At 63.3% G+C, this 20,982-nt stretch carries 17 protein-coding genes; 5 read left to right on the top strand and 12 right to left on the bottom strand.

The window, feature by feature from the left end; all coding sequences use genetic code 11:
• Entirely contained in the window at positions 1-1,164 is a 1,164-nt protein-coding gene (locus tag ACGHJ7_RS10100; protein ID WP_390477014.1) for a copper resistance protein B, read from the bottom strand.
• Positions 1,161-2,945 carry a copper resistance system multicopper oxidase gene (locus ACGHJ7_RS10105; RefSeq protein ID WP_390477016.1) on the bottom strand — a complete coding sequence of 595 codons (1,785 nt, stop codon included), beginning with the start codon at positions 2,943-2,945 and terminating at the stop codon, positions 1,161-1,163. The genes ACGHJ7_RS10100 and ACGHJ7_RS10105 overlap by 4 nt, the downstream gene beginning before the upstream one ends.
• Positions 2,946-3,052: 107 nt before the next feature.
• On the opposite strand from ACGHJ7_RS10105, the gene ACGHJ7_RS10110 reads away from it, so the two are divergent.
• A complete protein-coding gene (locus ACGHJ7_RS10110) occupies positions 3,053-3,616 on the top strand; it encodes a DUF305 domain-containing protein (RefSeq protein ID WP_390477018.1) in 564 nt (187 codons plus the stop codon).
• Positions 3,617-3,712: 96 nt separating this feature from the next.
• Here the strand turns inward: ACGHJ7_RS10110 and groL are convergent, their stop codons facing one another.
• From groL to ACGHJ7_RS10125, 3 genes are all read right to left on the bottom strand, one after another.
• A complete protein-coding gene (groL, locus tag ACGHJ7_RS10115) occupies positions 3,713-5,365 on the bottom strand; it encodes a chaperonin GroEL (protein ID WP_390477021.1) in 1,653 nt (550 codons plus the stop codon).
• A gap of 55 nt (positions 5,366-5,420) precedes the next feature.
• Positions 5,421-5,708 (bottom strand): co-chaperone GroES, encoded by a 288-nt coding sequence (gene groES, locus ACGHJ7_RS10120; RefSeq protein WP_390477024.1) that lies wholly within the window; start codon positions 5,706-5,708, stop codon positions 5,421-5,423.
• Positions 5,709-5,857: 149 nt separating this feature from the next.
• Positions 5,858-7,267: an MATE family efflux transporter gene (locus ACGHJ7_RS10125; RefSeq protein ID WP_390477172.1), complete on the bottom strand. Its 1,410-nt coding sequence runs from the start codon at positions 7,265-7,267 to the stop codon at positions 5,858-5,860.
• Positions 7,268-7,505: 238 nt separating this feature from the next.
• On the opposite strand from ACGHJ7_RS10125, the gene ACGHJ7_RS10130 reads away from it, so the two are divergent.
• On the top strand, positions 7,506-8,054 hold the full coding sequence (locus ACGHJ7_RS10130; protein WP_390477027.1) for an acyloxyacyl hydrolase: 549 nt from the start codon (positions 7,506-7,508) through the stop codon (positions 8,052-8,054).
• A gap of 84 nt (positions 8,055-8,138) precedes the next feature.
• Here the strand turns inward: ACGHJ7_RS10130 and rplL are convergent, their stop codons facing one another.
• From rplL to ACGHJ7_RS10165, 7 genes are all read right to left on the bottom strand, one after another.
• Complete coding sequence (rplL, locus tag ACGHJ7_RS10135; RefSeq protein WP_390477030.1) at positions 8,139-8,516, bottom strand: 50S ribosomal protein L7/L12; 378 nt, start codon at positions 8,514-8,516, stop codon at positions 8,139-8,141.
• 83 nt (positions 8,517-8,599) lie between these two features.
• The gene (gene rplJ / locus ACGHJ7_RS10140) at positions 8,600-9,115 is read right to left on the bottom strand and encodes a 50S ribosomal protein L10 (RefSeq protein ID WP_390477033.1); all 516 of its coding nucleotides are present in this window, start codon (positions 9,113-9,115) and stop codon (positions 8,600-8,602) included.
• Between the two features lie 318 nt (positions 9,116-9,433).
• A complete protein-coding gene (locus ACGHJ7_RS10145) occupies positions 9,434-9,715 on the bottom strand; it encodes a hypothetical protein (protein WP_390477036.1) in 282 nt (93 codons plus the stop codon).
• A 150-nt stretch (positions 9,716-9,865) separates the two neighbouring features.
• A complete protein-coding gene (locus tag ACGHJ7_RS10150; RefSeq protein ID WP_390477038.1) occupies positions 9,866-10,153 on the bottom strand; it encodes a hypothetical protein in 288 nt (95 codons plus the stop codon).
• Positions 10,154-10,224: 71 nt separating this feature from the next.
• Positions 10,225-10,947, bottom strand: coding sequence for a hypothetical protein (locus ACGHJ7_RS10155; RefSeq protein WP_390477040.1), 723 nt, complete (start codon positions 10,945-10,947; stop codon positions 10,225-10,227).
• Complete coding sequence (locus ACGHJ7_RS10160) at positions 10,944-11,171, bottom strand: helix-turn-helix domain-containing protein (protein WP_390477043.1); 228 nt, start codon at positions 11,169-11,171, stop codon at positions 10,944-10,946. The genes ACGHJ7_RS10155 and ACGHJ7_RS10160 overlap by 4 nt, the downstream gene beginning before the upstream one ends.
• On the bottom strand, positions 11,171-11,674 hold the full coding sequence (locus ACGHJ7_RS10165) for a DUF2975 domain-containing protein (RefSeq protein ID WP_390477045.1): 504 nt from the start codon (positions 11,672-11,674) through the stop codon (positions 11,171-11,173). The genes ACGHJ7_RS10160 and ACGHJ7_RS10165 overlap by 1 nt, the downstream gene beginning before the upstream one ends.
• A gap of 376 nt (positions 11,675-12,050) precedes the next feature.
• Here ACGHJ7_RS10165 and rpoB point away from each other — a divergent pair, with 376 nt between their 5' ends.
• Genes rpoB through rpoC form a run of 3 tightly spaced genes read left to right on the top strand, consistent with a single transcriptional unit; the run spans position 12,051 to position 20,895 of the window.
• Complete coding sequence (rpoB, locus tag ACGHJ7_RS10170; RefSeq protein WP_390477047.1) at positions 12,051-16,235, top strand: DNA-directed RNA polymerase subunit beta; 4,185 nt, start codon at positions 12,051-12,053, stop codon at positions 16,233-16,235.
• A gap of 11 nt (positions 16,236-16,246) precedes the next feature.
• Positions 16,247-16,453, top strand: coding sequence for a hypothetical protein (locus ACGHJ7_RS10175; RefSeq protein WP_390477050.1), 207 nt, complete (start codon positions 16,247-16,249; stop codon positions 16,451-16,453).
• Between the two features lie 26 nt (positions 16,454-16,479).
• Positions 16,480-20,895, top strand: coding sequence for a DNA-directed RNA polymerase subunit beta' (rpoC, locus tag ACGHJ7_RS10180; RefSeq protein WP_390477052.1), 4,416 nt, complete (start codon positions 16,480-16,482; stop codon positions 20,893-20,895).
• The last annotated feature ends 87 nt before the right edge of the window (positions 20,896-20,982 follow it).

Genomic DNA, 20,982 nt, shown 5'->3' on the forward strand with positions numbered 1-20,982 from the left:
TCAGAACCAGGCGCGCAGGCCGAGGATCAGGGCGATGCCGTCCGGATCCTCGCCTGCCGCACGGGCAATGTCGGCGGTCTCGCCCAGCTTCGCTTCGTAGCCGACGCCGATATAGGGCGCGAATTCGCGGGCGAATTCGTAGCGCAGGCGCAGGCCAGTCTCGATCTTGCTGAGGCCCGCGCCGATTTCGCGTTCCGGAATGTCCTGCGCGGCGAGCTCGATCTCGGCGCGCGGTTGCAGGATCAGGCGCTGGGTCAGCTTGTAGTCGTATTCGCCTTCCAGCCGCGCGGTCAGGTCGCCCCGGTCAGACAGAAACAGCGCGCCGTCCACGTGCCACATGTAAGGCGCAAGACCCTGCACGCCGAGCACCAGATGACTGCGCGTTTCCGGCTCGACATCGAGCCGCGCTCCGGCTTGCAGGTCGAAGAACGGCCCGATCGCATGGCCCCACAGGGCCTGCAATTCGGCATCCTCGACCCCGTCGGAAAAGCCGCCTTCCCCTTCCGACTTGAAGACGAGCTTGTCGATATCGCCGCCATACCAACCCTGCACGTCCCACAGGAAACCGTCCTCGCCGTCGCGGATGCGGGCTTCGAGGCGTTCGGCCATGAAGGTGCCTACCTTCATGTCGCCATGGGTCGCGTGATTGATGGCGCGGGCCTCAGCCATGGCTTCGGCGCCGAAGAACCGGTCGGCGGCGTGCTGCGGCCCTTCGAAGGCGCGAGCCGGAGGTCCGGAGCGAGGCAGCGCCGCGCCCGTCGAATGTCCCATGGCCGAATGGTCCATCGCGCCATGCTCGTGGCTCGCTGGTGCTTCCATCGCCGGGCACTGCTCCGGGGGAAGATGCCCCATGGCGCAGTGATCCATTTCCGGCGGAGAGACCGGTTCTGGCGCCGAGGTTTCCTCTTCCTTCCCGCATTGCTCGGGCGGCAGATGGCCCATCGCACAGTGGTCTATCGCGTCCGGAGCGGCCGGTTGCGTTTCCTGCGAAGGGCACTGCTCGGGCGGCAGATGCCCCATCTCGCAATGATCCATCTCATCGCTTGGCTGCGCAGCTTGCATCGCGTGCCCGGCATGGCCCGAATGATCCTGCGCGGCCAGAGGCGGGGGGAACGGCGCTGCCGCGATCGCGGCAGCGAGCGGAAGAGCAAGACGCACGATCATGCGGGGAACGGCCGGACCGTCACGGTCTGCATCATGCCGGCATGCATGTGATACAGCAGGTGGCAGTGGAAGGCCCAGTCGCCCGGCTCGTTGGCCGTGACGTCGAAGGTCGCCGTGCTGCCCGGCTGCACCACGACCGTGTGCTTGAGCGGCTGGTTCATCATACCGGCGCCGTTGACCAGCTCGAAGAAGTGGCCGTGCAAATGGATCGGGTGCGCCATCATGGTGTCGTTGACCAGCTTCACCCGCACCCGCTCGTCATAGCCGAAGCGGATCGGATCGTCGGTCACGGCGGAGAACTTCTTCCCGTCGAAGCTCCACATGTAGCGTTCCATATTGCCGGTCAGGTGTATCTCGAGCTCGCGTTCCGGCATGCGGTGGGGGTTGGCGTTGCGTGCCCTGAGCTGGGTGTAGCGCAGGACGCGGTGATCGACATTGTCGAGGCCGAGGCCGGGAAAATCCATCCGGTCCATCGGCATCGGCGCGACCATGTCGATCCCGGGGCCGACCTTTACATCGGGCGGCAGGATCGAGGTGTCGCGCATCGAATGGTCCATCGAACCTCGATCCATCGATCCATGATCCATCGCCGGCTTCGGCTCGGCGGGCATCGCATGTCCCATTGCAGCGTGATCCATCGAGCCATGGTCCATCCCGCCATGCTGCATCGCTCCGCCATGCGCGCTGTCCATCGCGCCCATGCCCATGTCCGCCATCGTCAGCGTCACCGGCTCGCGCAAGGGGGGCGGGGTGGCGCGGTGTCCGGCATGCGAGGTCAGCGAGGCCAGCCCCATGCCGCTGCGGTCCATCGCCTCGGCGACCAGCGCGTGGCTTCCATCGGGCGGGGCCACGATCACGTCGTAGGTCTCGGCGACGCCGATCTGGAATTCATCGACCTCGACCGGATCGACCTCCTGCCCGTCCGCCGCGATCACCGTCATCGGCACGCCGGGCAGCCGCACGTTGAAAAACGTCATCGCGCTGCCGTTGATGACGCGCAGCCGCACCCGCTCGCCCGGGCGGAACAGGTATTCGAGATTGTCCATGGGCCCGTGCCCGTTGACGAGGAAGGTGTAGGTCGACCCCGTCACGTCGGAAATGTCGCGCGGGTTCATCCGCATCCCGCCCCACATCACCCGCTCCGATACGGGCATGTCCCCCTCGGTCGCGGTCTGCATGGTGTAGTTGTAATAATGCTCGCCGACCTTGAGCCGCCTCGCAATTTCGTGCGGGTGTTCGGGCGTAAATTCGCTCAGCAGGACCACGTAGTCCCGGTCGTAGCGCGAATCCGGCTCCGCCGCGTCGATCACCAGCGGGCCGTAATGTCCCGCCTGCTCCTGCAGCCCGGAATGGCTGTGCCACCAATAAGTGCCGTTCTGGCGGATCGGAAATTCGTAGCTGAAAGTCTCGCCCGGCTTGATGCCGGGAAAGCTGACGCCCGGCACCCCGTCGAACTGGAAGGGCAGCAGCAGGCCATGCCAGTGGATCGAACTGTCTTCCGCCAGCCTGTTCGTCACGTCGATGCGGACGTTCTGCCCTTCGCGCAGCCGCAATAGCGGGCCGGGCACCGTACCGTTCACCGCGATTGCATGGCCACTGCGCCCGCCGGTGGTGAAATGGTGGTTGTCGATCGAAAGAGCGATGCGCTCGCCCGACAGCTCGCCAAAGCCGTTCTTCGCATGGGTGAGGCTTGCCCCTCGCGCCCAGGCAGGCATGGCAAGGTTGCCGGCAAGCAGTCCGGCTGATCCGATCATGAAGTGGCGGCGGCTGGGATTTAGCATTGTCACGCGCCTCATATGGCAATTCGACCCTTGGTATTGAAGACGGACCTTAGGCGCTCGCTCATGCATTGGCACGATGAACGCAGCCGATACAGGGAGAATGCAAGATGGATCGCGCAAGCAAGCAAGGGGGAGGCAATTACGGACGCTTCATGGCGATGGTGGGCACGTCCACCGTCATCATGTTCGGCCTGATGTATCTGAACACCTATGCACTCGACCACGTGTTCTGGAGCGAAACGCGCTTCTGGATGATGTTCGTCATGGGCGCGGTAATGGCGGTGGTGATGCTGCTCTTCATGTGGGGCATGTACCGGAACACGGCAAAGAACTGGATCATCATTGGCGTGTCGGTGGCGACCTTCGCCTTGTCCCTTTTCCTTGTCCGCAGCCAGGTGAGCGTGGACGACAGCGAGTGGATGAGCGCGATGATCCCTCATCACTCCATCGCCATCATGACCAGCGAACGGGCGGGAATCGAGGATGCCCGCGTTCGCGTTCTCGCCAACGACATCATCCGCGCCCAGCGCCGGGAGATAGCCGAGATGAAATGGCTGCTAAAGGATATCGAGGCGAACGGGATCGCAGCAACCGAAGACGAAGCCCGCAGGCGTCCCATCCCCGGCTTTGAAGGCGAAGTAAGCGAGGGAACGAGGAAGCCCGCACTGTAACGCTTGAAACAATACCCCCGAGCCAACGAAAAGGCCCCACCGGAGCGATCCGGCGGGGCCTCTTTCCTTTGGTCCGGGTGGGACCGGCGAGGGAGCTTAGAAGCCGCCCATGCCGCCCATTCCGCCCATGCCGCCCATGTCGGGCATGCCGCCACCGGCGGGCTTGTCTTCCGGAATGTCCGAAATGGCCGCTTCGGTGGTGATCAGCAGGCCAGCAACCGAAGCTGCGTCCTGCAGGGCGGTGCGAACGACCTTGGTCGGGTCGATCACGCCGGCATTGACCAGGTTCTCGTAGGTGTCGGTCGCAGCGTTGAAGCCCTGCGTCTCGTCACCTTCGCGAAGGAGGTTGCCCGAGACCACCGCACCGTCGTGACCGGCATTGGTCGCGATCTGGCGGATGGGAGCGAGGATCGCCTTGCGCACGATGTCGATACCGCGGGTCTGGTCGTCGTTCTCGCCCTTCAGGCCGTCGAGAGCCTTGGACGCGTAGAGCAGGGCGGTGCCGCCGCCCGGGACGATGCCTTCTTCGACGGCAGCACGGGTTGCGTGCAGCGCATCGTCGACGCGGTCCTTGCGTTCCTTCACTTCGACTTCCGACGCACCGCCGACCTTGATCACGGCAACACCGCCGGCGAGTTTCGCCAGGCGTTCCTGCAGCTTCTCGCGGTCGTAATCGGACGAGGTGTTGTCGATCTGCGTGCGGATTTCACCGACGCGCGCCTTGATGTCGTCTTCGCTGCCGGCACCGTCGACGATGGTCGTGTTGTCCTTGTCGATGGTGACGCGCTTGGCTTCGCCGAGCATGCCGAGGGTGACATTTTCCAGCTTGATGCCGAGGTCTTCGGAAATCATCTCGCCCTTGGTCAGGATCGCGATGTCCTGCAGCATGGCCTTGCGGCGATCGCCGAAGCCCGGTGCCTTGACCGCTGCAACCTTCAGGCCGCCGCGCAGCTTGTTCACCACGAGGGTGGCCAGCGCTTCGCCTTCGATGTCTTCCGCGATGATCAGCAGCGGACGACCCGACTGCATGGCCGCTTCCAGAAGCGGCAGCATCGCCTGCAGGCTGGAAAGCTTCTTCTCGTGGATGAGGATATAGGGGTTATCCAGTTCCACGGTCATCTTGTCGGGGTTGGTGATGAAGTAGGGCGACAGGTAGCCGCGGTCGAACTGCATGCCTTCGACGACATCGAGTTCGAATTCGAGACCCTTGGCCTCTTCCACGGTGATGACGCCTTCCTTGCCGACCTTTTCCATGGCTTCGGCGATCTTTTCGCCGACTTCACGGTCGCCGTTTGCGGAGATGACGCCGACCTGGGCGATCTCTTCCGAACCGGACACGTCCTTCGAACGGCCCTGCAGGTCGGCCACGACCTTGCCAACGGCCTGGTCGATGCCGCGCTTCAGGTCCATCGGGTTCATGCCCGCTGCGACCGACTTCATGCCTTCGCGCACGATGGCTTGGCCCAGCACGGTTGCCGTGGTGGTGCCGTCACCGGCGAGGTCGTTGGTCTTCGAGGCCACTTCGCGCAGCATCTGTGCGCCCATGTTCTCGTATTTGTCCTTGAGCTCGATTTCCTTGGCGACGGTAACGCCGTCCTTGGTGATGCGCGGTGCGCCGAAGCTCTTGTCGATCACGACGTTGCGACCCTTCGGGCCGAGCGTGACTTTCACTGCGTTGGCGAGGGTGTCGACACCCTTGAGGATGCCTTCGCGAGCGTCGCGGCCGAACTTTACGTCCTTGGCTGCCATGGTGTTTTCTCCTGAGAAATTACGTTGGTGTTGGAAAAGCGTTCGTGTCGGCGGATCAGCCGATGATTCCCATGATGTCGCTTTCCTTCATGATCAGCAGGTCTTCGCCATCGAGTTTGACCTCGGTGCCGGACCACTTGCCGAAAAGGATCTTGTCGCCGGCCTTCACGTCGAGCGGAGTGACCTTGCCGTCTTCTGCCTTGGCGCCCGAACCGACGGCGACGATCTCGCCCTCGCTCGGCTTTTCCTTGGCGCTGTCGGGAATGATGATCCCGCCGGCGGTCTTTTCTTCGGCTTCGATACGGCGGACCAGTACGCGGTCGTGCAACGGACGAAATGCCATAATGTTTGCCTCTTCAGGTTGCTGTTGAATGTTGATTGGCACTCCCACTGCGAGAGTGCCAGCGCGGCGCAAATGGTGCGCCGCCTGCACGGAGTCAACGGGGGCCGGGCTAAAAAAGTTGCGCGCCCTTCGCCGGGCTGTGCAGCAGGTCAGGCAGGGCGGACCTGCGCTGCTTCGCGCGCTGTAAGTTGCAGCCGCTCGCGAGCGGTCCAGCGCCAGGTCAGCAGGATCGCGGCGACGAACAATCCGACCGCCAGCCCGATCCAGACACCGATCCCCTCCAGCGGGGTAGCGAAGCCAAGGGCCAGTGCAGTGCCGATGCCCGGGACCCAGTAGGCGAAGATGGCGAACCACATCGGCACGCGCGTATCCTGCAATCCGCGCAGCGCGCCGGCGGCGACTGCCTGCATCCCGTCGAACAGCTGGAAGGCGGCCGCAATGGCGAGATAGCTGAGGGCAAAGGCGACCAGCTCTGCATTTGCGGGGTCGTATGGATCGATATAGATGGACAGCAGCGGCAATGGCACGAGGATCATGGCAGCGGCGGTCACGACCATGAAGCCCGTGCCCATGCCGATCCCGGTCCATCCGGCGCGGCCCATACCGGCGGCATCGCGCGCGCCATAGAAATAGCCGACCCTGATCGTGGCCGCCTGCCCGATGCCGAAGGGAACCTGGAAGGCGAGCGCGGCAATCTGCAGCGCCACCGTATGAGCGGCAAGCTGGGTCGCGCCGATATTGCCCATCAGGAAAGCGGCGGCCCCGAAAATGCCGGCCTCCGCGGTAATCGTGAGGGCGATGGGCGTTCCGATTCGGACGATCTGCCGGAACCGGGCCCAATCGGCGGCCCACCAACGGCCGAAAATCCGGTAGCGATGCATTCTGCGGTCGAGCCGGATTGCGGCAACATAAGCAGCCAGCGTCGCCAGGGAGGTCAGGGTGGTCGCGACGGCGGCGCCCTTCAGGCCCAGTTCCGGCGCGCCGAAATTACCGAAGATGAAGGCGTAATTGGCCAGCGCGTTCACACCGATGCCGCCCGCCGTGATGGCAGTTGCGAAGATCGGGCGTCCCAGCGCCGACACGAAATTGCGCAGGACGTTGTTGAACAGCATCGGCACCATCGACCAGATCAGCAGCACGTTGTAACTGACGGCCAGCGCGATGATGTCCGGCTGCTGGCCCGTTGCACGCATGATCGGTCCGAGCGCGAGGCATGCGGCCATGCCGGCAACACCGCTGGCCAGCGCCAGCCAGAGCGCCATGCGCGTTGCCCTGCGCACCGGACGAAGGGCCGGGCTGCGCTCGCCGAGTTCGGCGGAAATGACCGGCGCCACCGCCCCGGTCAGACCCGACAATGCCCACAACACCATCCCGAACAGTGCGACCACCAGCGCCGAGGCCGCCAGCGGCTGTTCGCCCAGACGCGCGATGAAGATGACGTCGATCGCATAGGTCAGCATCTGCAGCAGGTTCGCGAGCGCCAGCGGCCAGCTCATGCGGAAGGTCGCGCCGATCTCCTCGCGCCAGCCCGAGGCGGGCACGATGTCTTCATCGGCCATTCCCGTCACCGGCGGGACCGGCACGGGTTCCGGCACCGTGTCCGGGGAGTGATCGGGAGAAGCGCCGCGTGTCATGGGGCGGGCTTGGTAGGCTGCGATGCGTCCGGTCGGCAAACGGAATTGGCGGACCGTGCCCGTAAGCCTTGGCGATGCGGCCTTCGGGGCACACGTTCAGCCCCCGTTGCGGGAGGGCGGGCTAGGCCATGGCACGAGTTTTTGAACAGGGGAGCCTTATTCCATGCCCACCATTCGATCCGCGGGCCTGCTGGCCGGTATCGCCGCTGCTGCCAGCCTCGGCTCTCCTGCAATGGCACAGGAGGTCTATGGCGGCGTCTACGCACATGCGGTCGACACGCCCTTCACCTTCGACACGGGCGAGGGCGGGGTGGACCTGCAGGCGGGCTATCGTTTCGCCCCGATCGAAGGTCTGGCAGCCATCGGGTCGCCGGAGCCGTACATCTTCGGCTCGGTCAACCTGGACGGCGATACCAGCTTCGCCGGCGCGGGCCTCGGCTGGAAGGCGGAGATCGGCCCCGTATATCTTCGTCCGGGGATCGGCCTGGTCGTCCACGATGCCCCGTCCACGCGCGTGGACCCTGTGACCCGCATCCGCACCGATCTTGGCAGCCGCATCCTGTTCGCGCCCGAAATCGCGCTGGGCACACAGCTGTCGGACCGCGTTTCTATCGAGGCGAGCTGGGTTCATATCAGCAACGCCCAGATTTTCGACAGCGAGCAGAATCCCGGCATCGATACGATGGGCCTGCGGATCAATTTCAAACTGTAGGGACGCAAACGAAAAAGGGCGCCACCATTGCTGGTGACGCCCCTTTCGTGATCCGCGAACGGATCGAAGCTGTAAGCGAGAAGCTTACTTGAGTTCGACGGTACCGCCGGCTGCTTCGATCTTGCTCTTGATCTCTTCGGCTTCTGCCTTGGCAACGCCTTCCTTGAGCGGCTTCGGAGCGCCTTCGACCAGAGCCTTGGCTTCGCCCAGACCCAGACCGGTGATCGCACGGACTTCCTTGATGACCTGGATCTTCTTGCCACCGTCGCCGGTGAGAACCACGTCGAATTCGTCCTTTTCTTCAGCAGCGGCTGCATCGCCGCCACCAGCTGCCGGGCCTGCGACGGCGACGGCTGCTGCGGCGCTCACGCCCCACTCTTCTTCCAGTGCCTTGGCCAACTCTGCAGCTTCCAGGACGGTCAGTTTGCTCAGTTCTTCAACCAGCTTGGCAATATCGGCCATGTTGTATCACTCCAAAATAATCGGCGGGGCGCAGCGTCATGCTGCAATCGAACCCCATTGAATGTCTGCTTTTGCGGAACCGCTTATGCCGCTTCCTTGGCGCCATAGGCACCGAAGACGCGAGCAAGCTTGTTGGCGGGCGCGTTGACGACCTGGGCGATTTTCGTCGCCGGGGCGTTGACGAGACCGACAATCGTGCCACGCAGCTCGTCGAGGCTCGGCATCGAGGCGAGTGCCTTGATCCCTGCTTCGTCGAGCACCTGTCCGCCCATGCTGCCGCCGACGATTTCGAGCTTGTCGTTCGTCTTGGCAAAATCGACAGCAGCTTTCGCTGCCGCGACCGGATCTTCGGAATAACCGAGAGCGGTCGGCCCCGACAGCATGTCTTCCATGCCGGCATACGGGGTGTCTTTCAGGGCGAGCTTGGCGAGGCGGTTCTTCGCAACCTTGTAGGACGCACCGGCTTCACGCATCTTCCCGCGCAGATCGGTGGACTGTTCCACCGTCAGGCCGAGATTGCGGGTCACGACGACCACGCCAACCTCGTTGAAGACTGCATTGAGCTGGGCGACCGCGTCGGCTTTCTGCGAACGATCCATGCCATACTCCTTCACAAATGGCCGACCGGAATGGCTCCCGGACGGCCGGCTACGTTTGTCCCGGACGCGAGCGAGGCCGCGCCAGGGGCGAGTCCGTTTGTCGAAGGGAAGGAGGAGGCGGGCAGCAACCCGCCAGAGGCCCCGGACCGGCCGGGGCGAAATCTCTTTTCCCATCTCGGCTGGAGATTAAGAAGGGCCAGGCCCTTCACCAGCTGTCTCGGACGGATGAGCGGCAGACACGAAAAGGCCCCCGTTCGTGGCGGGCCTCTATACGCATGGCGCGGCGAGTCAAGGGCCGCGTCGGATATCCTGCCTGTATCAGGACCCTGCGGTATCGGTCATGGTATCGTTCATCGGCGCGTCTTCCACCATCATGGCATCGCCCGCTGCGCCTTCGTCGGTCATGGTGTCGTCCGGCACGACATCGTTCTGGAGAGGGCCGTCTTCGCCCGGCTCGTAATCGGCGGCGCCTTCCATGCCGGTTTCCCCGGTGGTCACGTCGCTGCCCAGATCGGCAGTATCCCCGCCATCGAGTTCTTCGCCGCAGGCAGCGAGGGCGAGCGACAGGGGCAGGGCGGCAAGCAGTACGGTCTTCTTCATCGGGACATCCTTTCGTGCGGCGGACCATCCGAATGGCCCGGTATATGGGAAGAGGAACGGCCGGCCCGCGGCAATCGTTCCGGACGGCAGACACGAAAACAGCGCGCCTCCCGGGGGAAACGCGCTGCTTTCTTCAGGTTCGGAAACCGATCAGATGCCGTCGGCAGTGTCTTCCAGTTCCTCGGCCTGCTGCTCGAGGTTCTCGGCCGACTGGTCTGCTTCTGCGGCGCCGACATCGTCGCCCTGTGCTTCGGCAACATCGGCACGCTCTTCGGCAAGGTCGGCTTCGGCTTCGACGACGCCGGCTTGTGCGTCCATCACTTCGGCTTCGGCTTCGGCCACGTCGTCTTGCTCTTCGGCGAGTTCTTCACCTGCGCCGTCGCACGCTGCGACGAGGAGGAGGGCGGGAAGCGTGGCGGCAGCAATAATCTTCTTCATGATATGGACCCCTGTCCGGTTGATATCCGAGCTAATACTCCCGCCGTGCGAAGCGGTTCCCGAAAAAATGCCTACGCTGCTGCTGCATGGTTCCCAATGACGGGTCCGGGGCGGATGGCCGCGATCCAGTTCCCCGCGCCGATGACGATCGCAAGGGCGCCGACGACGAAGCTGTCGAGGATGAGCAGCGGCCATTTGAGCGCGTCCGGTGCGAAGATCGCCCCGATCCCCAGTCCGTAATGCACGGCCATCAGCGGGAGCATCACCGTGAAGGTGAAGACGACCGCCCAGGCAAGAGAGGGCAGCATTTCGCGAGCCGAGCGCGCCGGCGCCACCCAGATGCCCAGCGGTGCAGCGACCATCCAGCGCAGGAACAGCGGGGTCAGGACCAGCATCGCGGCGAACACGGCGAGCGAAACCGCGGGCGACCCCTGCATTGCGAACAGGTCCATCGCGGCAATTGCCAGCTGGATGAGCAGGACGACGGCAAACATCGCGGCGGCTCGCGGTTCCAGCGTGCGCGCAGCCGCCGCGTCGCGCCCACCCGCCAGGAAGCGGACCAGGGGATAGCCGATGACCGAGAGGGTGAAGATCTTGATCATCCCGGCCTGCATCCGTGCCGGTGCCGCCTCGGCCGCCTGCGCGCCATCGGTCCCCTCATACATTCCAAGTCCCATCTCGACGTAATGCTGGAAAAGCTCGCCGATGACCGGGATCATCGCAATCAGGGGACATGCGAGCATGAAGGCGAGGGTCTCGCGATGGGCGTGGATGAATGCCTTTCCGAAAGTCATGAATCGTCTCCTTGGTCATAGGTCAGCAGGTCGCCGGGCTGGCAGTCCAGTTCGCGGCAGATGGCTTCGAGCGTGGTGAAACGGATGGCCTTGGCCTTGCCCGTCTTCAGGATGGACAGGTTGGCCAGCGTCAGGTCGATCCGCTGGGCAAGCTCGGTCATGGTCATGCCCCGGTCTTCCAGCAGCTGGTCGAGCCGGACGGATATGGATGTGCCCCCGGCCATCAGACCGTGCCCTCCAGGTCCTCGCGCATGGCGAGCCCCTCTGCGAAGATGCGGGCCAGCACGAGGAGGAGGCCCGATACGAGCCAGATTGAAAGGGAGGGCGACCAGCCGAGATATTCGCCCGTCTGCTCGCTCACGTCGATGGATGTCAGCCCGAAGGCGAGGTCGCCCACGCCAATGCCCAGCATGCACAGCGCAATGGTGCGCAGCGACCCGATGCTGGCGGGCGAGAACGCATCGCCCTGCTCCGCATCGCGGATCATGCGGCGCAGCCTGGTGAAGATGATGTGGGCGAGCGGAACGGTCAGGATGGACACGGCGCAGGCAACCCAGAGCCAGCGGACCAGCGCACCGGTTTCGCGCGGATCGAACTCGGTCGCGATCTGGCTTGGCAATGCGGACGGCTCTATCGTGAGGAATGCGAATAGCAGGACGAACGGGACCCCGAGCGCCCAATTGAGGCCGTTCAGTATGCCGAGGACAAGATGCGCGGTGCGAAGCATTTGGCAAAGCCTTTCGGTGCGAGTTATCGTTTTTCGATAAGCGCAATTCGCCTTATCGTCAATCGATAATATCGAAAAACGATAAGTCGCCGATGTGGCCCGTTTGACAAAAGCGCGCCGCAATCCTATTTGATCTCCCACGCGCGCTTCGAGCACGGCCGATCCAAGCGCGGGGTTCGGCCAAGGATGGAAGCAGCGTACGCCATAATCGCGACGTTTGAAGACGAAAGCTGCAGTCCGCAGGCCCGGTGGGGCGTGCGAATCACTGCGGCCTTTTTCTGCGTCCGGCGATCATGGCCTTTCCCGTGACGAGCGAAATTTCATCGGCCGGCGGGATCCTCCTGCCGCCCGGGACGAGAGAAGGCGAAACTCCTCCATGGCGACCAAAGCGAAGAAACCGGCCCGCAAGCAGACCGGCACCGGCAAGAAGCGCATCCGCAAGATCTTCGGCGACATCCACGAAGTGGTGCAGATGCCGAACCTGATCGAGGTGCAGCGCGAGAGCTACGAACAGTTCCTGCGTTCCAACAAGGAGATCGATTACGTCTCCGGCTTGGAAAAGACCCTGCGCTCGGTCTTCCCGATTCGCGATTTCGCCGGCACGGCGGAGCTGGACTTCGTCGATTACGAGCTCGAGCCGCCGAAATACGACATCGTCGAATGCCGCCAGCGCGGCATCACCTATGCCGCGCCCATGCGCGTGACGCTGCGCCTGATCGTCTTCGAGGTCGACCAGGAAACCGAAACCCGCTCCGTGCTCGATATCAAGGAGCAGGAAGTCTACATGGGCGACATGCCGCTCATGACGGGCAACGGCACCTTCGTCATCAACGGTACCGAGCGCGTGATCGTCTCGCAGATGCACCGTTCGCCCGGTGTGCTGTTCGACCACGACCGCGGCAAGACGCACAGCTCCGGCAAGCTGCTGTTCGCCGCCCGCGTCATTCCCTATCGCGGCAGCTGGCTCGATTTCGAATTCGACGCGAAGGACGTCGTCAACGTCCGCATCGACCGCAAGCGCAAGCTGCCGGTCACCAGCCTGCTGTTCGCGCTCGGCCTCGATAGCGAAGACATCCTGCATCACTTCTACGGCACCATGGAGTGGGAGCGTGCGAAGGACGGGTGGAAGATCCCGTTCGATGCAGAGGCATGGCGCAACCAGAAGCCGGGCTTCGCCTTGGTCGATGCGAAGACCGGCGAGGAAATCTTCCCCGCCGGCCAGAAGATCAGCCCGCGTGCCGCCAACAAGGCTGCCAAGGATGGCCTGGAAACGCTCCTGCTGCCGACCGAGGAAGTCATCGGCCGCTATGCATCGCGCGACATGATCGATGAAAGCACCGGCCGCATCTACATCGAGGCGGGCGACGAAGTGTCGGTCGAGAACCTCGAGGCGCTGGACGGCGCCGGAATCGACCGTCTCGAACTGCTCGACATCGACGAGATCAACACCGGCCCGTGGATCCGCAACACGCTGAAGGTCGACAAGGCCGAGAACCGCGACGAGGGCCTCGAGGCCATCTACAAGGTCATGCGTCCGGGCGAGCCGCCGACCAAGGAAACGGCGGAAGCTCTGTTCGAAGGCCTGTTTTTCGACAGTGAGCGTTACGACCTGTCCGCCGTGGGCCGCGTCAAGCTCAACATGCGTCTCGACCTCGATGCCGAAGACACCGTCACCACGCTGCGCAAGGAAGACATCCTCGCCGTGGTGAAGGAAATGGTCGACCTGAAGGACGGCAAGGGCGAAGTCGACGACATCGACAACCTCGGCAACCGCCGTGTGCGTTCGGTCGGGGAACTGCTGGAGAACCAGTACCGCGTCGGCCTGCTGCGCATGGAACGCGCGGTGAAGGAACGCATGTCGAGCGTCGACGTGTCGACCGTCATGCCGAACGACCTGATCAATGCGAAACCTGCCGTTGCCGCCGTGCGCGAGTTCTTCGGCTCCAGTCAGCTCTCGCAGTTCATGGACCAGACCAACCCGCTGTCGGAAGTCACCCACAAGCGCCGTGTCTCCGCGCTCGGGCCGGGTGGTCTCACCCGTGAGCGTGCAGGCTTCGAAGTGCGCGACGTCCACCCGACGCATTACGGCCGCATCTGCCCGATCGAAACGCCGGAAGGCCCGAACATCGGCCTGATCAACTCGCTCGCCAGCTTCAGCCGGGTGAACAAGTACGGCTTCATCGAAACGCCGTACCGCCAGGTGAAGGACGGCAAGGTCACCTCCGACGTGATCTACCTGTCCGCGATGGAAGAGCAGAAGCACACCGTCGCACAGGCTTCGGCCGAACTGAACGACGACGGCAGCTTCGTGGAAGAACTGATCAGCGCGCGCCAGAACGGCGACAACCTGATGGCTCCGCGCGAGACGATCACGCTGATGGACGTGTCGCCCAAGCAGCTCGTCTCGGTCGGCGCATCGCTCATTCCGTTCCTGGAAAACGATGACGCCAACCGCGCACTGATGGGTGCCAACATGCAGCGTCAGGCCGTGCCGCTGGTGAAGGCGGAAGCGCCCTTCGTCGGTACCGGCATGGAAGAAACCGTGGCCCGCGACAGCGGCGCGGCGATCACCGCGACCCGCGGCGGCATCGTCGACCAGGTCGACGCGACCCGTATCGTCATCCGTGCGCAGGGCGACGTCGAACCCGGCCAGTCGGGCGTCGACATCTACACGCTGCAGAAGTTCCAGCGTTCGAACCAGGACACCTGCATTAACCAGCGTCCGCTGGTGAAGGTGGGCGACCTGATCGAACAGGGCGACATCATCGCCGACGGTCCCTCGACCGATCTCGGCGAGCTGGCGCTGGGCAAGAACAGCCTCGTCGCATTCATGCCCTGGAACGGCTACAACTACGAGGACAGCATCCTCATCTCCGAGCGTATCGTGAAGGACGATGTCTTCACCTCGATCCACATCGAGGAATTCGAGGTCATGGCCCGCGACACGAAGCTGGGGCCGGAAGACATCACCCGCGACATTCCGAACGTCGGCGAGGAAGCCCTGCGCAACCTCGACGAGGCGGGCATCGTCTATATCGGCGCCGAAGTGCATCCGGGCGATATCCTGGCCGGCAAGATCACGCCGAAGGGCGAAAGCCCGATGACGCCGGAAGAAAAGCTGCTGCGCGCCATCTTCGGCGAAAAGGCCAGCGACGTGCGCGACACCTCGCTCCGCCTGCCGCCGGGCGTGGCCGGGACGGTGGTCGAGGTTCGTGTCTTCAACCGCCACGGTATCGAGATCGACGACCGTACGCGTGCCATCCAGAACGAGGAAATCGAACGCCTCAAGAAGGACAGCCAGGACGAACGCGCCATCCTCAACCGTGCGACCTACAACCGCCTGCGCGACATGCTGGTCGGCCAGACCGCTTCGGCAGCGCCCAAGAGCGTGAAGAAGGGCACGGAGATCGACGAGGACCTGCTCGAAGGCATCGACCGCCACGAGTGGTTCAAGTTCGCAGTGGCCGACGACAATCGCCAGCAGCAGATCGAAGCGGTGAAGACCCAGTACGACGATGCGGTCAAGCTGATCGACGACAAGTTCGAAGACCGTAAGGAAAAGCTGGAGCGCGGCGACGAGCTGGCACCGGGCGTCCTGAAGATGGTCAAGGTCTTCGTCGCCGTGAAGCGCAAGCTGCAGCCGGGCGACAAGATGGCCGGCCGTCACGGGAACAAGGGTGTGATTTCGCGCATCCTGCCGGAAGAAGACATGCCGTTCCTGGAAGATGGTACGCCGGTCGATATCGTGCTGAACCCGCTGGGCGTGCCTTCGCGCATGAATGTCGGGCAGATCTTCGAGACCCATCTGGGCATGGCCGCACGCGGTCTCGGCCAGCAGGTCACGCAGGCACTGGAAGAGTGGAAGCTCGCCAACCCGAATGTGAAGGAAGACTACGCCAAGGCAGCACCGCCCAGCGCCGTCGTCGATCGCCTGAAGGAAGCCTACGGCGAGGACTATCACGACGAGATCGAAGCCCGTTCGACGGCAGAGATCGTGGAACTGGCCGGTCACCTCAAGATGGGTGTCCCGATGGGTACGCCGGTCTTCGACGGTGCCCGCGAAGGCGACGTGACGACCTATCTGGAAAAGGCGAACCTGCCGGGCAGCGGACAGGTCACCCTGTTCGATGGCCGCACGGGCGATGCCTTCGACCGCCAAGTGACCGTGGGCTACATCTACATGCTGAAGCTGCACCACCTGGTCGACGACAAGATCCACGCGCGTTCGATCGGACCGTACAGCCTCGTCACCCAGCAGCCGCTGGGCGGTAAGGCGCAGTTCGGCGGACAGCGCTTCGGCGAGATGGAGGTCTGGGCGCTCCAGGCCTACGGTGCGGCCTACACGCTGCAGGAAATGCTGACGGTGAAGTCCGACGACGTGATCGGCCGGACGAAGGTCTACGAAGCGATCGTCAAGGGCGACGACACCTTCGAGGCCGGCATTCCGGAAAGCTTCAACGTGCTCGTCAAGGAAATGCGCAGCCTCGGCCTCAACGTCGAACTCACCAGCCTGGGTGATGGCGACGAGGACGACGACGGCATGCAGATCGCGGCGGAGTAAGAGACGGCGATATGAAGAAAAACGGGCAGCAAGATATCTGGTGGGAGCGTTCCCTTGCTTTGCTCACCATTTTGCTTGGCGGTCTTTTGGCGATTTACATATTTGAGCCAAGAGTTTCGACCAAGGCCTGGGCCGCCGGAGGCACTGCGGTGTTAGCCCTGATCGCTGCTTGGGATTTCTATCGTTACCGCAGATCGACGACTGTCCGAGAAATTTGAGCTTCACCCCTCACAGGGAACTGAAAATGAACGAACTGACCAAATTCACCAACCAGCTCGCGAAGCCGGAAACCTTCGACCAGATCCAGATCGGTCTGGCGAGCCCCGAGCGTATCCGCAGCTGGTCCTTCGGCGAGATCAAGAAGCCGGAAACGATCAACTACCGCACGTTCAAGCCCGAGCGTGACGGCCTGTTCTGCGCGCGCATCTTCGGTCCGGTGAAGGACTACGAATGCCTGTGCGGCAAGTACAAGCGCATGAAGTACAAGGGCGTCGTGTGCGAAAAGTGCGGCGTCGAAGTCACCGTGACCAAGGTCCGCCGCGAGCGGATGGGCCACATCGAACTGGCTGCGCCTGTCGCGCATATCTGGTTCCTGAAGTCGCTGCCTTCGCGCATCGGCCTGTTGCTCGACATGCAGCTCAAGCAGCTGGAGCGCGTGCTCTACTTCGAGAGCTACATCGTGGTCGAGCCGGGTCTGACGCCGCTGGAGAAATTCCAGCTGCTGACGGAAGACGAGCTGCTCGACGCGCAGGACGAATATGGCGAAGACGCCTTCAGTGCCGGTATCGGTGCCGAAGCGGTCAAGATCATGCTCATGGAGCTCGACCTCGAGCAGGAGCGTGACGATCTGATGGAAGAGCTTGCGACGACCAAGTCCAAGCTCAAGCCCGCCAAGATCATCAAGCGCCTGAAGGTCGTCGAAAGCTTCATCGATTCCGGCAACCGCCCGGAATGGATGATCCTCGAAGTCGTGCCGGTCATCCCGCCGGAACTGCGCCCGCTGGTCCCGCTGGATGGCGGCCGTTTCGCGACGTCCGATCTCAACGATCTCTATCGCCGCGTCATCAACCGCAACAACCGCCTGAAGCGCCTGATGGAACTGCGCGCGCCGGACATCATCGTCCGCAACGAAAAGCGTATGCTGCAGGAAGCTGTCGACGCCCTGTTCGACAACGGCCGCCGCGGCCGCGTGATCACGGGCGCGAACAAGCGTCCTCTGAAGTCGCTCAGCGACATGCTCAAGGGCAAGCAGGGCCGCTTCCGCCAGAACCTTCTGGGTAAGCGCGTCGACTATTCGGGCCGTTCGGTCATCGTGACCGGTCCGGAACTGAAACTGCACCAGTGCGGCCTGCCCAAGAAGATGGCATTGGAGCTATTCAAGCCGTTCATCTACGCCCGCCTCGACGCCAAGGGTCTGTCCATGACGCTGAAGCAGGCGAAGAAGTGGGTCGAGAAGGAACGCAAGGAAGTCTGGGACATCCTCGACGAAGTCATCCGCGAGCACCCGGTCCTGCTGAACCGCGCTCCGACGCTTCACCGTCTCGGCATCCAGGCGTTTGAGCCCGTGCTGATCGAAGGCAAGGCGATCCAGCTGCACCCGCTCGTCTGCTCGGCCTTCAACGCCGACTTCGACGGTGACCAGATGGCCGTCCACGTACCGCTCTCGCTGGAAGCCCAGCTGGAAGCGCGCGTGCTGATGATGTCGACCAACAACATCCTTTCGCCCGCCAACGGCAAGCCGATCATCGTGCCTTCGCAGGACATGGTGCTGGGTCTCTATTACCTGTCCATGGAGCGTCAGGAGCATAAGCCGGAATTCGTCGAAGACGAAAACGGCGAGAAGGTCGAGAAGCTGCCGCGTTTCTCCGACATGGCGGAGGTGCATCAGGCGCTGGAAACCAAGTCGGTCACGCTGCACACCAAGATCATCACCCGCGTTCCGCAGGCCGATGAAAAGGGCAAGATCTCGATGGTGCGGTTCATCACCACCCCGGGCCGTATGCTGATCGGCGAATGCCTGCCGAAGAACCACAAGGTCCCCTTCGACATCGTCAACCGCCTGCTGACGAAGAAGGACATCGGCGACGTGATCGACGAGGTCTATCGTCACACCGGTCAGAAGGACACGGTGCTGTTCGCCGATGCCATCATGTCGCTGGGCTTCCGCCACGCGTTCAAGGCCGGCATTTCCTTCGGCAAGGACGACATGATCATCCCGGCCAGCAAGGAAGGCATGATCGAGAAGGCCAAGGACGAAGTTGCCGATTACGAGCAGCAGTACCAGGACGGCCTGATCACCCAGCAGGAAAAGTACAACAAGGTGATCGACGCCTGGAGCCGTACCGGCGACCAGGTGGCCGATGCCATGATGGAAGAGATTAAGTCGCAGCCGATCGACGACGACGGCCGCGAGGCGCCGATCAACTCGATCTACATGATGAGCCACTCCGGTGCCCGTGGTAGCCCCGCCCAGATGAAGCAGCTGGCAGGGATGCGCGGCCTGATGGCGAAGCCTTCGGGCGAAATCATCGAGACGCCGATCATCTCGAACTTCAAGGAAGGCCTGACCGTCCTTGAATACTTCAACTCGACCCACGGCGCCCGCAAGGGCTTGGCCGACACGGCTCTGAAAACGGCGAACTCGGGTTACCTGACCCGCCGTCTCGTCGATGTGTCGCAGGACTGCGTCATCGTGGAAGAGAACTGCAAGACGGAAAACGCTCTGGAAATGCGTGCCATCGTGCAGGGCGGCAGCGTCATCGCTTCGCTGGGCGAGCGTATCCTGGGCCGCACCGTGGCCGAGGACATCGTCAATGCGGCGACGGACGAGGTCATCGTGAAGAAGGGCACGCTGGTCGACGAACCGATGGTCAAGGCCATCGAGGAAGCCGAAGTGCAGGTCGCCAAGATCCGCTCTCCGCTGGTTTGCGAAGCCGACCAGGGCGTGTGCGGCACGTGCTATGGCCGTGACCTTGCCCGCGGTACGCCGGTGAACATCGGCGAAGCTGTCGGCGTCATCGCCGCGCAGTCGATTGGTGAACCCGGCACGCAGCTGACCATGCGTACCTTCCACATCGGCGGTGCCGCCCAGCTGAACGAAACCAGCCACCTCGAATCCATCTCGGACGGTAAGGTCGTCTATCGCGACATGCCGACCATCGTGGACAAGAAGGGCCGGATCCTGTCGCTCGCCCGCAATGGCGAACTGGCAGTGATCGACGCCGAAGGCCGCGAACGCGAGATCCACAAGGTGCCTTACGGTACCGTGCTGATGCACAAGGACGGCGAGAAGGTGAAGGAAGGCGACCGGCTGGCGGAATGGGATCCGTTCACCCTGCCGATCATCACCGAAACCTCGGGCGTGGTGAAGTTCCAGGACCTGGTCGATGGCTCGACGATGGAAGAGCGCGTGGACGATGCAACGGGGATCGCCCAGCGCGTCGTCACCGAGAACCGGGCAACCGGGCGCAAGAAGAAGGAAGACCTTCGTCCGCGCCTGACCCTGCTCGGCGAAGGCCAGAGCGCCGATTCCGACGAGACCGAGGCCCAGCGCTACATGCTGGCCCCGGGCACGTCGCTGTCGGTCGATGACGGCCAGACGGTCGAAGCGGGCGACATCCTTGCCCGCGCCAGCCGCGAAGCTGCCAAGACCCGAGACATCACCGGTGGTCTGCCGCGTGTTGCCGAGCTGTTCGAAGCCCGTATTCCGAAGGATGTGTCGGTCATTGCCAAGATTTCTGGCAAGATCGAATTCGTCCGCGAATACAAGGCGAAGCGCAAGATCGCCATCGTCCCCGAGGAAGGGGATCCGGTGGAGTACCTGATCGCGAAGACCAAGGTCATCGACGTTCAGGAAGGCGATTTCGTGAAGAAGGGCGACACGCTGGTGTCCGGCTCTCCGAACCCGCACGACATCCTCGATGTCATGGGCGTGGAAGCGCTGGCCGAGTATCTCGTGAACGAGATCCAGGAAGTCTACCGTCTGCAGGGCGTGAAGATCAACGACAAGCACATCGAGGTGATCGTTCGCCAGATGCTGCAAAAGGTCGAGATCACCGATGGCGGCGACACCGTGCTGCTGCCGGGCGAACAGGTCGACCTGGAGGAAATGCAGGAAGCGAATGCCAAGCTGACCCGCAGCAAGAAACCGGCACAGGGTACGCCGGTCCTGCTCGGCATCACCAAGGCCTCGCTCCAGACGCGTTCCTTCATCTCGGCCGCGTCGTTCCAGGAAACGACCCGCGTGCTCACGCAGGCGTCGGTCGAGGGCAAGAAGGACACGCTGATCGGCCTGAAGGAAAACGTGATCGTGGGCCGTCTCATCCCCGCCGGTACCGGCGCGGCGATGAACCGCGTTCGCGTCACCGCCTCCAGCCGCGATGCCGCCCTCCGCGCCCAGTGGAAGAAGCAGCAGGAAGCCCTTCTCGCTGCCGAAACCGCCAAGGAACAGCACGAAGCGGAACTGGCCCAGGATGCGGAAGCTGCCGCGACCGGCGATGCCACCATGGCAGCGATGGTCGACAGCGGCACCGGGACCGATGCCGACGCCGGCGATTACCTGCGCGAAGACGAGGGCACTCCGCCCGAAGCCATCGCGAAGGAAGAGCAGGCACAGGACGACGGTGCTGCCGACGAGCCGAAGGCCGACGACGCCGAATAATCGGCCTGCCCTACGGTAAAAATATCAAGCCCCGCCGGTTCGCTCCGGCGGGGCTTTTTATTCGTGGAGGTCACGCCTAATCTCGGC

The organism is Altererythrobacter sp. MTPC7, assembly GCF_042851395.1.
In the GTDB taxonomy this organism is placed as follows: domain Bacteria; phylum Pseudomonadota; class Alphaproteobacteria; order Sphingomonadales; family Sphingomonadaceae; genus CAJXSN01.

Bases quoted from the DNA above. Each gene is read 5' to 3' on its own strand.
- groES (WP_390477024.1), bottom strand. From the start codon at position 5,708: ATGGCATTTCGTCCGTTGCACGACCGCGTACTGGTCCGCCGTATCGAA.
- ACGHJ7_RS10145 (WP_390477036.1), bottom strand. From the start codon at position 9,715: ATGAAGAAGACCGTACTGCTTGCCGCCCTGCCCCTGTCGCTCGCCCTC.
- ACGHJ7_RS10110 (WP_390477018.1), top strand. From the start codon at position 3,053: ATGGATCGCGCAAGCAAGCAAGGGGGAGGCAATTACGGACGCTTCATG.
- rplJ (WP_390477033.1), bottom strand. From the start codon at position 9,115: ATGGATCGTTCGCAGAAAGCCGACGCGGTCGCCCAGCTCAATGCAGTC.
- ACGHJ7_RS10105 (WP_390477016.1), bottom strand. From the start codon at position 2,945: ATGCTAAATCCCAGCCGCCGCCACTTCATGATCGGATCAGCCGGACTG.
- ACGHJ7_RS10175 (WP_390477050.1), top strand. From the start codon at position 16,247: ATGAAGAAAAACGGGCAGCAAGATATCTGGTGGGAGCGTTCCCTTGCT.
- ACGHJ7_RS10160 (WP_390477043.1), bottom strand. From the start codon at position 11,171: ATGGCCGGGGGCACATCCATATCCGTCCGGCTCGACCAGCTGCTGGAA.
- ACGHJ7_RS10165 (WP_390477045.1), bottom strand. From the start codon at position 11,674: ATGCTTCGCACCGCGCATCTTGTCCTCGGCATACTGAACGGCCTCAAT.
- rpoC (WP_390477052.1), top strand. From the start codon at position 16,480: ATGAACGAACTGACCAAATTCACCAACCAGCTCGCGAAGCCGGAAACC.
- ACGHJ7_RS10100 (WP_390477014.1), bottom strand. From the start codon at position 1,164: ATGATCGTGCGTCTTGCTCTTCCGCTCGCTGCCGCGATCGCGGCAGCG.
- rplL (WP_390477030.1), bottom strand. From the start codon at position 8,516: ATGGCCGATATTGCCAAGCTGGTTGAAGAACTGAGCAAACTGACCGTC.
- groL (WP_390477021.1), bottom strand. From the start codon at position 5,365: ATGGCAGCCAAGGACGTAAAGTTCGGCCGCGACGCTCGCGAAGGCATC.
- rpoB (WP_390477047.1), top strand. From the start codon at position 12,051: ATGGCGACCAAAGCGAAGAAACCGGCCCGCAAGCAGACCGGCACCGGC.
- ACGHJ7_RS10150 (WP_390477038.1), bottom strand. From the start codon at position 10,153: ATGAAGAAGATTATTGCTGCCGCCACGCTTCCCGCCCTCCTCCTCGTC.
- ACGHJ7_RS10155 (WP_390477040.1), bottom strand. From the start codon at position 10,947: ATGACTTTCGGAAAGGCATTCATCCACGCCCATCGCGAGACCCTCGCC.
- ACGHJ7_RS10125 (WP_390477172.1), bottom strand. From the start codon at position 7,267: ATGGCCGATGAAGACATCGTGCCCGCCTCGGGCTGGCGCGAGGAGATC.
- ACGHJ7_RS10130 (WP_390477027.1), top strand. From the start codon at position 7,506: ATGCCCACCATTCGATCCGCGGGCCTGCTGGCCGGTATCGCCGCTGCT.